Raw genomic sequence first — 13,338 nt, forward strand, 5'->3', positions numbered from 1 at the left:
GGGTACCATTCTGATCTGCGGATGGCATGTTTGCAGAGGCGCATTGCTTTTGCAACGCGACCCGGCCTGAAGCGAGGCTGCGAGCGAATGCCGGCATCGCCGCTTTCTCTTCTTCGGCAGGCGCACCCGCTCCATAACCGTTGCTTATTGCTCCAAAGATAATCGGTCTTAGGCAAGGGGTTAAAGCTTCGCTACTGTCTCGAACAACAACAAGGGAACGACAATGCCATTCTCCGACTACAAGACCGCACTGGTGACCGGCGCCTCCTCCGGTATCGGCGCAGCCGTCGTTGAGCGGCTTTGCCGAGAGAATATCGAGGTCCACGCGATTGCCCGGAGCGCCGAAGCGCTGCAACAGTTGGCCGCGCGGACGGGCTGCATAGCCCACGTCATCGATGTGACGAACCGTCAGGCAATCGCTGAGCTCACACGTCGCGTGGACTTCGATATTCTCGTCAACAATGCCGGTGTCGACCGGCCGAAGAAGTTCCTGGAAGCCGACGAGGGCGATATCGATCTCATCGTCGACGTCAATCTGCGGGCGGTCCTGCACATTTGCCGGCTCGTGGTGCCGGGCATGGTGGCGCGCGACCGCGGCCACGTCATCAACATCTCTTCGATCGCGGGCGCCTATAATTTCGGCGGCAACTCCTCCTATCACGCCACCAAGGCCGGGGTGAGCATGCTGTCCAACCAGCTGCGCATCGACGCTTTCGGCAAGCGCGTGCGGGTCACGGAAATCTGCCCCGGCCGGGTCGCCACAGACATTTTCAATCACGTCCACGGCAATGATCCCAGCATCCGGGAACGGTTCATCGACGGGTTCGAACTGCCGCAGGCAACCGATATCGCCGACGCGATCGCCTTTGCCATATCAGCTCCCGTCGCCGTCAACATCGGGCATATGGAAATCACGCCGACGCTGCAGGTCATGGGTGGCCTGCAGACCGCCAAGCCGCAGCCGAAGACAGATCCATCCGGGGAGCCAACGCCGTGAGCGGTTTCGACCTTTCGGCAATCCTCGGAAATCCCGAATATGCGGCCATGCTGCTGCATGGCATCGAGATGACCTTCATCATTTTTGCCGGATCGTGGTCGCTGGCGATGGCGCTCGCGTTGCTGCTGCTCTGTATACGCCTGTCGCCCTTTCGCTTCGGCGATCCGTTGGTCGCCGCTTACGTATCCTACCACCGCAACGTTCCCACCCTGGTTCAGCTAATGCTGTGGTATTTCGGGATCTTCACCCTGATGCCGAGCGGGTTGGCGACATGGCTCGCAAGCCATAACGCCGAGGCGATCTTTGCGGTGATCGGGCTCGGGCTCTGCCAGGCAGCCTATTTCAGCGAAGATCTTCGTTCGGGTGTGCGCTCGGTCGGTCCCGGCCAGATGGAGGCATCCCGTGCTCTTGGCCACGGTTATGTCTCGGCGATGCGTTTCGTCATCATGCCACAGGGCGTGCGCAACGCGCTGCCGCCGCTCATCAATCACAGCGTCTCCCTGTTCAAGAACAGTAGTCTCGCCGTCGTCATCGGCGCGTCGGAACTGACGCATGCCGTCAAGGAAATCGAAAACCTCAGCTTCCGCACCTTCGAGATCTACCTCGTCGGCACGGTTCTCTATCTCTTCTTCTCGCTCGTGATCATGAGCATCGGCGCCTATCTGTCGATGCGCGCCGATCCTGCCAGGAGTGCGCGCGCATGATCCAGGACATGATCGCCATCGTCCGAGACTACTGGCTGCTGCTCTTGATCGGCCAATATCCGAACGGACCGCTGGGCGGGCTCGCCAATACGCTGATCCTTTCAGCACTCAGCATCACTCTCGCCTTTCCGGCCAGCATCCTCTTCGCACTGGCGCGGCTTTCCAAATCTCCGCTGCTGCGCTGGCCGGTCACTGCACTTGTATATTTCACGAGGGGCGTGCCGCTCTTGATGCTCATCTTGTGGAGCTATTTCCTGGTTCCGCTGCTGACCGGCGCCGACGTGCCGAGCTTCGTCACCATGCTGACGACGCTCGTGGTCTATCAGAGCGCGTTCCTCAGCGAAGTCGTCCGTGCCGGCATCGTCGCACTCGGGCCCGGCCAGATGGATGCGGCGCGTGCGCTCGGCCACGGTTACATGGGCGCGATGCGCTTCATCATCTTGCCGCAGGCACTCTACAACATGATCCCGAGCATCCTTTCCACCTTCGTCTCGACGATCAAGGACACGACGCTCGGCTATGTGATCAACGTGCCGGATCTGACCTTTGCGGCAAGCCAGGTCAATAACCAGCTCCTCACCCAGCCCTTCCAGGTCTTCCTCATCCTGGCGATCGTCTATTTCGCCATCTGCTGGACGCTGACCTACTTCGCAAATCGCCTCGAGCGTCGCATCACGCGGCGGCGTGCGGGACTGCTCAACGTCCCCGCCACCGTGGTCACGCCGTCGAAAATCATATCGGAGCAGCTATGACCATGTCCGTTTCAACGCAGGAATCGCAGACGATCCGGCTTTCGCAGGTCTGCAAGAGCTACGGCGATTATCCGGTTCTGAAGAACATCGATGCGCAGGTGGCGCGCGGCGAGGTCGTGGTCATCTGCGGACCTTCCGGCTCCGGAAAATCGACGCTGATCCGCACGATCAATCGCCTCGAAGAGATCAACAGCGGATCGATCACCCTCGACGGCCAGAACATTCATGCCTCCATGCGGGCAAAGGCACTCAACGCGATGCGCAGCCGGATCGGCTTCGTATTTCAGAACTTCAACCTGTTTCCGCATCTCTCGGTCGCCGAAAACGTGTCGATGTCGCCGATCCGGGTGAAGGGCGTCGCGGCCGATGTCGCGCATGAAAAGGCGCTCAAGCTCCTCGATCGGGTCGGCCTCGCCGACAAGGCCCGCGCCTATCCCGGTCAGCTTTCAGGCGGCCAGCAGCAGCGGGTGGCAATCGCCCGCGCCCTCGCCATGGAACCGCCGGTGATGCTGTTCGACGAACCGACGAGCGCGCTCGATCCCGAAATGGTCGGCGAGGTACTCGCCGTCATGAAGAGCCTGGCGTCCGAAGGCATGACCATGCTCTGCGTCACCCACGAAATGGGGTTCGCGCGCGACGTCGCGGATCGGATCTGGTTCATCGATGCGGGCCAGATCATCGAAATGGCGACCCCCGAAGAATTCTTCAGCAATCCACGCCATCCCCGGGCTCAGCGTTTCCTCGCTGATCTCAGGCATTGAAAACTAAGCACCAAAAACAAAGGAGAACAGCAATGAACTGGAAATACCTGACCCTCACCGCCGCATTTGCCGGCCTCGCAGCCGCCGCACCCGCGAAGGCCGATCAGCTCGACACCATCATGTCGGCGAAGACCTTGCGCTGCGCGACTTTCGCCGACGTTCCTCCCTTCGCCTCGCCGGATCCGAAGACCCGCGAAATGGCCGGTTTCGACGTCGATCTCTGCGGCGCCATCGCCGAGGAATTGGGAGTCAAGGCCGAAATCAAGCCGGTCTCGGTTGAAGCACGCGTACCCGAGGTCAAGCTTGGCCGCGTCGACATCACCGTTGCCAACCTCGCTTACACGCTGAGCCGCGCCGAGCAGATCCAGTTCAGCGATCCCTATTATCTCGCCAAGGAAATGCTGATCGTGCCGGCCGACGATGCCGGCAAGATGAAGGCCGATTACGCAGGTCAGCGCCTCGCCTCGACTAAGGGTTCGACCTCGGAAATGTCGATCAAGCTCAACAAATCCGACCCGGTGACATTCCAGGACACGGCCTCGGCCTATCTTGCCGTCCAGCAGGGTAAGGCGCGCGGCATGGTGGCCAACACCATGACGACGACCAAGTTCGTCAATGAATCGAAGAGCAAGGGCAAGGAAATGCGGATGATCGAGGAGCCGATGCTCTACCAGCCGATCGGCATCGGCATGGCCAAGGATCAGCCGGCGCTGACGGCCAAGATCAACGAAATCCTGCACAAGCTCGACGCATCAGGCGAGATCAACAAGATCTGGGATAAGTGGCTCGGCCCGAACACCGAATACAAAATGACCCGCACAGACAAAGTCGTGCCGCTCACGCAGCTGAAGTTCGACCCGATCCCGTAGACCGAGCGGTCTCGGAACCTCCCGAGGACAATGCAACCGAGATAAGACGGCGGGACTTGCCCGCCGTCTGCCAACGATGTGAGGCATCCATGATCCATATAAAAGATATCCCCGAACGGCCCAGCAAAGCTGACATCGAGGCCGTTTCCAAATTTTCGCCGGCGACCATCCACGAAGCGCAAGGGCGCCGCGGCGCACTTTCCTCGCGACTCAAGCCCGTCGACTACCGCATGAAACTGTGCGGTCCGGCCTTTACGGTCAAATGCGCGCCGCGCGACAACATCATGCTGCAGCTCGCCATCAACTACGCAAAGCCCGGCGATATCATCGTCGTCTCGGCCGGCGAATACGAAGAAGCCGGATCCTTCGGCGACGTGCTTGCCAATGCCTGCCTTGCCAAGGGCATCGGCGGTCTCGTCACCGACACCGGCGTGCGCGACACGCTGCAGCTTAGAGAACTCGGTTTCCCCGTCTTCTCGCTCAGCGTCTGCATCAAGGGCACGGTGAAGGAAACCATTGCGGCGGTGAACGACACGATCATCGTCGGCGGTGAAACCATCTATCCCGGCGACATCATCGTCGGCGATGCCGACGGCCTGGTGGTTGTACGCAGGCAGGAAGCGCAGGAAGCCGCCCGATTGTCGCAGGCTCGCGAAGACGCCGAAGCCGGCTATATCGCCGCCTACAAGGCGGGGAAATCGGTCATCGAGGTCAGCAATCTGGCACCGGTGCTGAAAGCCAAGGGGCTTGTCGTCGACATCTGACAAACGAGGGAGGTCTGCAAGGGCTCACGCTCTAAGATCAGTCTGGACACTATTATGGACGCATGTTCTATAAAGCGGACAGACCTGACCGGAGCACGCCATGCATCTTTCCATGTGGACCTATCCCTGGGACGTCCAGGACCAGGGGCTCGACGCGTTTGCCGCCGAGCTTGCCGGCCGGGCGGGGCTTAACACGGTCAGCCTGGCGACCTCCTATCATGCCGGTCGGTTCCTGCAGCCGCGCAGCCCGCATCAGAAGGCCTATTTTCCCGAGGACGGGACAGTCTACTTCCGGCCGGATGAAAGCCTGTGGCAGGACAAGGTGATCCGGCCGCTGATGGCCAGCAATGTGAGCGAGCGCGGCGATATGCTGGAAGCGCTCGTCAGGGGACGCGAGACGACGGGTCTCAAGGTCTCCTGCTGGACGGTCTGCCTCCACAACAGCCGTTTCGGCATGCTGCATCCCGACCATGTGACGCGCAACGCCTTCGGCAATCCCAACTATTACAATCTCTGCCCCTCCAGCCCGGCAGCGCGCGCCTATGCCGTCACTCTTGTCCGCGACATCACGGTGAATTACCGGCCCGATATGGTGGAACTCGAAAGCCCGAACTTCATGGGCTTCGCGCACGAATATCATCACGAAAAAGACGGCGTCGGCCTGAACGCCGAAGACGATTTCCTGCTGTCGCTCTGCTTCTGCGACCATTGCACGGCGCGCGCGGCAAAGGCCGGCGTGCCGGTCGGAGGCGCGCGCCGATCGGTGGCGCGCTTCATTGCCGAGCTCTGCGAACGGGCGGTGCCCGAACGGCAGTTTCCCGATTTCCCGCCAGCCGGTATCGATGCGTTTCGCGACCATCCCGATCTGCATGCCTATCTCACTTGGCGCAGTGAACCGGTGAGCAGCCTGATCGGCGAGATCAAGGCGTCGGCCGAACCGGCGACACGCATCGTCCTCATCGACCTGAAAGACGGCTGGCTCGGCGGCGTCGATCTCGCCGCGGTCGCCAAACTTTGCGACGGGGCGATCCTCTGCTGCTACGACATGGAACCCACGGCGATCGGCGATGTCATCCGCACTGGCCGAGCGACACTTGGATCGGAAAAATTCCTCGGCGTCGGCCTGCGCGTCTTCTATCCCGAGGTCGGTGAAGCCGACGTGCTGGCGGCCCGCGCCAAGGCCGCCGTCGATGCCGGCGCTGATGGCGTAAACTTCTACAATTACGGGCTCATCCCGGCCAAGCGCCTCGACTGGGTCAAGGCGGCGGTCGGCGCGATCAGCTAAAGCAATTCCAGGAAAGTGCGAAGCGGTTTTCCGTCCGGAATTGCGTAAAAACAAAAATCGGAGGGTTCTGCGTTTCCAGGAAAAGCTGAACCGCTCTACTCCGTGATCGGTTCAGCGACCTGGATCAGGCAGTCGCCTGCCTGACTGTCGCAATGCAGCCGATGCGAAATGACGATGCCGTCCTCGGCAAAGCGCAGTTCTTCCTCCTGCTGCTCCAGGCATTCCAGGTCATGGTACCATCCGGCGAGATCGCCGGCCGAGACGGTGGCACCAAGGGCAGCGGCCGGCTCGAACCAGCCTCTGCGGTTGGCATAGATGCCCTGGCTATGCCGGGACAGCGAGAGGAGCTGCAACGGTACTGCTTCGCCAAGGGGCGCACGCGACAGCACCGGGTGCTCGACGATACCGAGCGTCACCAGCAGCCGGTCGATCGCCGCCGCCGTGAAGGCCATTGACTGAGGCGTCACGGTTCCGCCGCCGCCGAATTCGCCGGAAAGACCGATGACGCCGGCCCTTGCCGCAGCCCCCATCGATGTCGGCGCCGCCGGGCCATTGTCGGCGATGAAGGCATGCGACGCGCCCATCGCCCGCATCAGCGAGACCGCCCGCTCGAAACGGGCGGCGTCGGCCTGCCGCTCGATCAGCGTGCAGGGCAGATGCGCCATCGTCGTGCCGCCCGAATGCAGGTCGAGCATGACGTCATGGCGCGGAAAGAGTTCGTGTTCGAGGAAATGCGCAAGTCGTGCCGTCGGCGACCCCATGGGATCGCCGGGAAAGGCCCGGTTGAGATTGCCGCCATCGAAGGGCGAGCACCGCTTGGCCGCCATCACCGCCGGCAGGTTTGCCATTGGCAGAATGGTGACCGCACCACGGATTGCCTTGACGTCCAGCAGGCGCATCAGCCGGGAAAGCTGAAGTTCACCTTCGTATTCATCGCCATGGTTGCCCGCCATCAGCAGCAAAGACGGCCCCTCGCCATTCTGCAGGCGAAGGATCGGCATGCGGATCTGATAATAGGGCGAACGGTCGATCGAATAGGGAATGGCGAGATGGCCGGCCTGCCGGCCCTCGCGGGAAAAGTCGATCGGGTTGACGAGGCCGCTATGCATGTTGTCTCCAGTGCGGGCGGTTGCCGGCGTCTACAGCGCCGCGACCGCGGTCATTTCGACACGTAGATCGGGATCGGCGAGGCGGGCTTCGGTGCAGGCGCGCGCCGGCGGATTTTCGATGTCGATCCAACTGTCGTAGACGCCGTTCATCGCCTCGAAATCGGTAATTGCCGGCAGGAAGACGTCGACGGCGAGGAGGCGTGAGCGGTCCGTGCCGGCCTCCTTCAAAAGGGCGTCAATCTTGGCGAGCACGTCGCGAGTCTGGTCCTCAATGCCCGCCTTGCGGTTTTCCGCGACCTGGCCGGCAATATAGACGAGGCCGCCATAACTGACGGCTTGGCTCATACGCGAGCCCTTCTGGTAACGCTGGATCATGCAGCTTTTCCTTTTCTTGCTTTTAGAGGGAGAATTCAGCCGAAGCTGGTGAGGTAGGCCGCCGTCACCGAATGATCCGGGTCGAGGCCATAGAGGATCGCATGCCGGTCAAGGCAGGTGCAGGGATGCGAGATGCCGAACTCGATCACATCGCCGACAGAGACGTCGCTATCATCGTCAAGTGTCAAGAAGGCATGCTGATCGTTGAGACGGAAAACGTCGGCGTTTTCGAGGTCGGTGAGATAGGCGCCATTGCGATAGAGCGCCAGGGGCCGCGGCAGGCCCTGGTCCATCGCCACGTCGCGCATGCCCATGCCTGAGATCGCCAGCCGCGGCTCCGGCCGCGAGAGGACTTCGGCCCAGAGCCTGAGCGCCGGACGGAAACCGGCTGCTGCGGAAATCGTCTTATCGCCGATGCGCAAGCCGCACCGTGCGTCGAGGCCGGCAAGGCCGCGCTCGTAGATGCCGTGATCGTGGAAGAAGATCGCGCCGCTGCGCAGCACCAGCCGACAGGCGGGATCGGCCGCGACGGCGGCTGAAAGCCGCGCCACCACTACGTCGAAAAACACCGAACCGCCAGCGGTGACGAAAAGCGGCCGCTCCCTGCCGATGCAGGTGCGGATCGTCGGCAGGAAATCTGATATCATCGCCATCAGCGCGTCGATACGAAGCAGCGTCTCTTCCGGATCGGCGGTGGCGGCCGCGCCCTCATAGGCAGCAATGCCGGTCAGCCGGAAGGCCGGCGTCTCCACGGCCAGGATCGCATCGAGAGTTGCCACCGCGGCTTCGGCGCTGCGCAGACCCGCGCGGCTGGCGCCGAACTCCACCAGCAGCCCGAGAGGCGGCAGATCACCACGCTCCTGCCATGCGGAGCGAAGCGCCTCGACCAGCGCTGTCGAATCCACGAAGATATGGAGTTCCGCATCAGGGTAATGGCCGAGCAGGGCCGCAAGCCGGCGGGCGGCGGCGACCCCGCCGATTTCGTTGGCGAGGATCAGGCGGCGCTGTCCTGCCCTGAGCAGGACGGCGGCCTGACGGATGTCGGCAACGGTCGTGCCCCAGGCGCCGGCCGCAAGAAGCGCTTCTGCCAGCGCCGTCGACATCGGCGTCTTGGCGTGCGGCGCGATGTCGGCGCCATGGCTTTTCACATAGGCCATCATCAGTTCGACATTCCCGGCGAAGGCCTGTCGATCGAGCGAGATCAGCGGCAGCGCCATCCTGCCGTCATAGGGCTTCCATCTCTGCATTCCTACTGCAGCAAGCGGCAGCGGCGGATGGCCTGGCGGAAAGCCGCGCACCCGCTCGTCGATCAGGACGTTTTCCGTCGCGGCATGAAGGTCAGACATGGCGGCCTCTCCCGATCTCGGCCGGATCGGCCAATCCGAGGCGATAGGTGTCATTGGCTGTGGCAAAGAACAAGGCGCGCTGCTCGTCGAGGGAGAGCTCAGCGGCGACCATGCGGAAGGTCTGATAGACTTCGTCGAAAGAAGCGTGCAGGCCTGCGACCGGAAAATCGCTCGCAAACATCGACCGCGCCGGGCCGAAACAATCGAGGCAATGCTGGATCACCGGCCGCAGGCTTTCGAACGTCCAGTCGTTGTCGTAGGCAACGAGGTCGGAGATTTTCAAGCGTACGTTTGGCTCGCGGCCGAGCGATCGCAGCCCCCGGCTCCAAAGCGCCATGCCCTCCTGCGTACGGTCGGCGGGACTGCCGCCGTGGTTGAGCACGAAAAGCGTTTCCGGAAAATCCCGCACCAATTCGACCGCTTCGCCCATCTGCCAGGGATAGAGCATCAGGTCAAAGACCAGCCCGAGCCGCGTGGCCTCGGCCAGCCCCGCCCGCCAGGCCGGATCGCCCATGCGGTCCGGGCGCGGTGCGAAACTCTTCGCCGCATCGGGATGCCAGCTCAGAATATCGCGGATGCCAACGACGTGGGGGTTTTCCGCTTCGGCTTGGAGCAGGCGAGGGGCGTCCGGCCCGTCGAGGGGAACGCGGGCGATATAACGCCGCGCCACGCCAGAGTTGCGGTCGAGCCCGTTGAGCCATCGGCTCTCCTCGAGCGGATGCGCGTCAGACCAGCCGGCCTCCACATGCACTGTCGCGACGACGTTCTGGCGCGCGGCATCGGCGCGATAATCGTCGACGCCGTAGTCGCGCAGGATTGGCGCAAGGCTACCGAACACCATCTCTTCGCCTGACGCCCGCGCCTTCTGAAGCCAGGGATGGCGCTGCAGGCTGAGATCCCAGAGATGGTGGTGCGGGTCGATCACCGGCCCGTCGTAGCGCTCGGTCATCTGCGCGCCTCGCGGCCGGAAACGAGCAACAGGGCAAGGATCAGCGTGCCGAACATGATCGACCGCCAGCCGGGCGAGGCGTTGACGACGGTGATCAGCGCCGTCGTGGTGACGAGCAGGATTGCGCCTGGAATGGTGCCGGCATAGGTGCCGCGGCCGCCGAGGATCGATGTGCCGCCGAGCACGACGGCGGCGATCGAGGTCAGCAGATAGGGATCGCCGATGCCGACATAACCTTGCCGGTTCATACCCAGCGCGAGAATGCCCGCAAGCCCAGCGAAAAAGCCGGACAGAGTGTGGACGATCAGCGTATTGCGGGTGATGCTGACGCCGGAAAGGCGGGCAGCGAGCGGGTTCGCCCCGAGCGCCAGGAACCGGGCGCCGATCGGCATGCGGTGGACGAGCACCAGCACGACGATCGAGACGATGAGCCACAGCAGGATGCCCGCGGGAATGCCGAGCGGCCGCGCCTGCCCGAGCAGAATGACCGCCGGATTGCTGACGGTGACCGCGCTGCCGCCGGCGACGATGACGAGCAGGCCCTGCAGGAAGGTCGCCATGGCGAGCGTCATGATGATCGGCGGCACGCGGAGATAGGCCGCACCCGCGCCGTTCATCAGGCCGATGCCGGCGGCGATGGCAAGGGCTGCCGCAATGCCGGCAAGTCCGGTCGGATCCCAGGCCGGCGAAATCAGCGGCAACAGGATCGCCGTGACTGTTATAACCGCGCCGACCGAAAGATCGATGCCGCCCATCAGGATGACCAGCGTCTGCCCGGCAGCGGCAATGCCGATCACCGCGGCAAGTTCAAGCAGATAGCGCAAATGGCCATAGGCGCCGAAACCGCGCAGCGTGAAGCTTGCGACGATCCAGACGAGCGCCACCAGAAGCAAGGTCAGGAGCGGCGGATTGCGGAATGCGGACCTGATCATGTTCATCGTCTTGCCCTCCATTGCCCGAGAAGTTCCGGAACGGCGACTGCGCCCACGATGATCAAGCCCTGCGCGACATATTGCGCAACCGGCGGAAAGCCCAAGAAGAACATCACGTTGATCATCACCGACAGCAGCAGGCTGCCGCAGATCGCGCCGCGCATCGTGCCCTTGCCGCCGAGGAAACCCACGCCACCGAGCACGGCTGCGGCGATCGAGTTCAGCGTGAAGGGTGTGCCGATCACGGGATCACCCGAGCCGGTCTGCGCTGCGACGAACAGACCGGTCAGGGCGGCAAGAAGACCTGAGAGTGCAAAGGCTGCGACCTTCACCCGTTCGACCGGGACACCGGAACGGAAGGCGCCGACCGGGTTGTCGCCGGCCGCATAGATGCCGAGGCCGAGCGGCGTTGCGAGGAAGGCTTTCCAGAGCACAAGGATTACGACAAGCAGCAGGAAGGCGACGGGCGTGTGGCCGGCAAGAACCGTCGACAGCCAATCGGGAACGAACCCACCCGGCCGCGGCAGCAGAATGAGTGCAACGCCGCTGATGATGAAGGATCCGGCCAGCGTCACGATGATCGCCGGCAGCCTCAGATGCGTGACGATGGCGCCGATGACAGCGCCGATCGAAAGGCCGGCAAGCGCGACAGCCAGGATGCCGCCCGGCACGCCGAGCACCCCTTGCATCGTCGTCGCCGCGATCACCGCACCAAGGCTGACGAGCGGGCCAATCGCCAGGGTAATGCCGCCATTCAGCATGAGCAGCGCCTGCGCCATGGTGACGAGCGCGAGCGGAAACCAGTTCTGCGTGAATTTGGAAAAGCCGCCGATCGAAAGGATACCGGGAAAGAGCAGCGCATAGAGGATGAGAAAGGCGGCGACGACCAGATAAAGCCCGGCAAGGCCGCGGTTGCGGCGGAGCTGGATCGCGCCGTAGAGCCGGGATGACGAAATCGTGCTCATGCAGCCTCTCCCTGTGTTGTGGCCGCAATACCCATGGCCGCGCCGACGATCGCCCCTTCGCTGATCGCCTCCTGCGACAACGTCGCCGCAATACGCCCCTCACGCAGAACCACGACACGGTCGCAAAGATGCACGAGCTCCGGCGTATCGGAACTGGCGAGAATGACGAGCCGCCCCTCGGCGGCGAAGGCGCGCAGCATCAGGTAGATTTCACGCTTGGTCTCGATGTCGACACCGCGCGTCGGATCGTTGAGAAGCAGAACGGAGGGATCGAGCGGCAGCCATTTGGCAAGCGCCACCTTCTGCTGGTTGCCGCCGGAAAGCGCCTGTACCGGGCGGGCGGTATCGCCCTTGATCGTCAGGCGACGGGCGAGATCGGCGACCAGGCCGTTTTCCGCCGGCCGGTCGCGGAGAACCCTGCGGGCAAGGCGTCCGAGCGAGGGCAGGATGAGATTGGAAGCGATGGAGTGCGGCAGCACCAGCCCCTCGTGTTTGCGGTCGGCCGGCACATAGACGATGCCCGCCGCATTCGCCTCGCCGACATGGGCGGGCAGGCCTGACTTGCCTGAAACCTCCGCCCGGGTAGCCGACGCCGGGATCGCACCGTAGAGGCCGAGCAGCAGGTCTTCCTGCCCTTGCCCGACGAGGCCACCAATGCCGACGATCTCGCCGGCGCGGGCGGAAAAGCCGATATGGCGCACCATGCCGGCGGAAAAATCTTCCACGCTGATGCGCATTGCGCCGGGCTTGGCGGCCGGGCGCGGCGGGAACAGGTCGCCGGTCTCGCGGCCGACCATCAGGCGGACCAACCCCTCGCCGTCGATGCCGGAGAGCGACTGATCGGCCGTGACGCCGCCGTCCTTCAGCACCGTGACATGCGAGCAGAGCGCCTGCACCTCGTTGAGGCGGTGGGATATATAGAGAAGGGCGGTGCCGCGCTCTCTCAGCGTCTCGATCAGCCGAGCAAGGATGCCGGCCTCGTGGGCGGAGAGCGACGAGGTCGGCTCGTCCAGAATGAGCACGCGCGGCTTGCGGAACAGCGCTTTGGCGATCTCCACCATCTGACGGCGCCCGAGCGCGAGATCGGCAACCGGCATGTCGAGCGGCTCGGTGAGCCCGACCATGTCGCAGACATCCTGCACACCGCGATGAAGCGCTCTGTAGTCAATGAGACCGAACCGGCGCGGAAAGGCGCCGGTCCCGATGTTTTCGGCAATCGACAGATTGGCCGTCAGGCTCAGTTCTTGCTGAACCACGGCGATGCCGGCCGCGCGCGCCGCCGCCGGGCTGAAATGCCCGGCGGGCTTGCCGTCGATGAGGATGGATCCGCTGTCCGGCTGGAGGGCGCCGGACAGAAGGTTGATCAGCGTCGACTTGCCGGCGCCGTTTTCACCGAGCAGGGCGTGAACCCTGCCCGGCAGAAGGGCGATATCGACGCCCTTCAAAACGGGATTGCCGAAAAATCCCTTGAACACCTGCCGGGCTTCCAGCAGGGGCCTTTCTTCCGTCATGACGGCGTCCTCAGCTCAG

The 13,338-nt window shown here is 63.3% G+C and carries 14 protein-coding genes; 7 read left to right on the forward strand and 7 right to left on the reverse strand.

What is annotated here, in order from left to right; genetic code table 11:
• The first annotated feature begins 223 nt into the window (after window positions 1–223).
• From RLEG4DRAFT_RS14750 to RLEG4DRAFT_RS14780, 7 genes are all read left to right on the forward strand, one after another.
• Complete coding sequence (locus RLEG4DRAFT_RS14750) at window positions 224–997, forward strand: SDR family oxidoreductase (RefSeq protein ID WP_003577712.1); 774 nt, start codon at window positions 224–226, stop codon at window positions 995–997.
• Window positions 994–1,701: an amino acid ABC transporter permease gene (locus tag RLEG4DRAFT_RS14755; protein ID WP_003577714.1), complete on the forward strand. Its 708-nt coding sequence runs from the start codon at window positions 994–996 to the stop codon at window positions 1,699–1,701. Before RLEG4DRAFT_RS14750 ends, RLEG4DRAFT_RS14755 begins: the two co-directional genes overlap by 4 nt.
• Window positions 1,698–2,453: an amino acid ABC transporter permease gene (locus RLEG4DRAFT_RS14760; protein WP_003577715.1), complete on the forward strand. Its 756-nt coding sequence runs from the start codon at window positions 1,698–1,700 to the stop codon at window positions 2,451–2,453. Before RLEG4DRAFT_RS14755 ends, RLEG4DRAFT_RS14760 begins: the two co-directional genes overlap by 4 nt.
• The gene (locus RLEG4DRAFT_RS14765; protein WP_003577717.1) at window positions 2,450–3,214 is read left to right on the forward strand and encodes an amino acid ABC transporter ATP-binding protein; all 765 of its coding nucleotides are present in this window, start codon (window positions 2,450–2,452) and stop codon (window positions 3,212–3,214) included. Before RLEG4DRAFT_RS14760 ends, RLEG4DRAFT_RS14765 begins: the two co-directional genes overlap by 4 nt.
• Before the next feature lie 32 nt (window positions 3,215–3,246).
• Window positions 3,247–4,083: an ABC transporter substrate-binding protein gene (locus RLEG4DRAFT_RS14770; protein WP_003577718.1), complete on the forward strand. Its 837-nt coding sequence runs from the start codon at window positions 3,247–3,249 to the stop codon at window positions 4,081–4,083.
• Between the two features lie 89 nt (window positions 4,084–4,172).
• The gene (locus RLEG4DRAFT_RS14775) at window positions 4,173–4,847 is read left to right on the forward strand and encodes a 4-carboxy-4-hydroxy-2-oxoadipate aldolase/oxaloacetate decarboxylase (RefSeq protein WP_003577720.1); all 675 of its coding nucleotides are present in this window, start codon (window positions 4,173–4,175) and stop codon (window positions 4,845–4,847) included.
• 100 nt (window positions 4,848–4,947) lie between these two features.
• Window positions 4,948–6,132 carry a hypothetical protein gene (locus RLEG4DRAFT_RS14780; RefSeq protein WP_003577722.1) on the forward strand — a complete coding sequence of 395 codons (1,185 nt, stop codon included), beginning with the start codon at window positions 4,948–4,950 and terminating at the stop codon, window positions 6,130–6,132.
• Between the two features lie 95 nt (window positions 6,133–6,227).
• Here the strand turns inward: RLEG4DRAFT_RS14780 and RLEG4DRAFT_RS14785 are convergent, their stop codons facing one another.
• Genes RLEG4DRAFT_RS14785 through RLEG4DRAFT_RS14815 form a run of 7 tightly spaced genes read right to left on the reverse strand, consistent with a single transcriptional unit; the run spans window position 6,228 to window position 13,319 of the window.
• Window positions 6,228–7,241 carry a succinylglutamate desuccinylase/aspartoacylase family protein gene (locus RLEG4DRAFT_RS14785; RefSeq protein ID WP_003577724.1) on the reverse strand — a complete coding sequence of 338 codons (1,014 nt, stop codon included), beginning with the start codon at window positions 7,239–7,241 and terminating at the stop codon, window positions 6,228–6,230.
• Between the two features lie 30 nt (window positions 7,242–7,271).
• A complete protein-coding gene (locus RLEG4DRAFT_RS14790; protein WP_003577725.1) occupies window positions 7,272–7,616 on the reverse strand; it encodes a RidA family protein in 345 nt (114 codons plus the stop codon).
• A gap of 35 nt (window positions 7,617–7,651) precedes the next feature.
• Complete coding sequence (locus RLEG4DRAFT_RS14795; RefSeq protein WP_003577726.1) at window positions 7,652–8,962, reverse strand: alanine racemase; 1,311 nt, start codon at window positions 8,960–8,962, stop codon at window positions 7,652–7,654.
• Window positions 8,955–9,911 (reverse strand): amidohydrolase family protein, encoded by a 957-nt coding sequence (locus RLEG4DRAFT_RS14800; protein WP_003577727.1) that lies wholly within the window; start codon window positions 9,909–9,911, stop codon window positions 8,955–8,957. The genes RLEG4DRAFT_RS14795 and RLEG4DRAFT_RS14800 overlap by 8 nt, the downstream gene beginning before the upstream one ends.
• Window positions 9,908–10,849 carry an ABC transporter permease gene (locus tag RLEG4DRAFT_RS14805; RefSeq protein ID WP_003577729.1) on the reverse strand — a complete coding sequence of 314 codons (942 nt, stop codon included), beginning with the start codon at window positions 10,847–10,849 and terminating at the stop codon, window positions 9,908–9,910. The genes RLEG4DRAFT_RS14800 and RLEG4DRAFT_RS14805 overlap by 4 nt, the downstream gene beginning before the upstream one ends.
• Window positions 10,846–11,808, reverse strand: a complete 963-nt coding sequence (locus tag RLEG4DRAFT_RS14810) for an ABC transporter permease (RefSeq protein WP_003577731.1) — start codon at window positions 11,806–11,808, stop codon at window positions 10,846–10,848. Before RLEG4DRAFT_RS14810 ends, RLEG4DRAFT_RS14805 begins: the two co-directional genes overlap by 4 nt.
• Window positions 11,805–13,319 carry a sugar ABC transporter ATP-binding protein gene (locus tag RLEG4DRAFT_RS14815; protein WP_003577732.1) on the reverse strand — a complete coding sequence of 505 codons (1,515 nt, stop codon included), beginning with the start codon at window positions 13,317–13,319 and terminating at the stop codon, window positions 11,805–11,807. Before RLEG4DRAFT_RS14815 ends, RLEG4DRAFT_RS14810 begins: the two co-directional genes overlap by 4 nt.
• Between the last annotated feature and the right edge of the window lie 19 nt (window positions 13,320–13,338).

The organism is Rhizobium leguminosarum bv. trifolii WSM2297 (assembly GCF_000271845.1).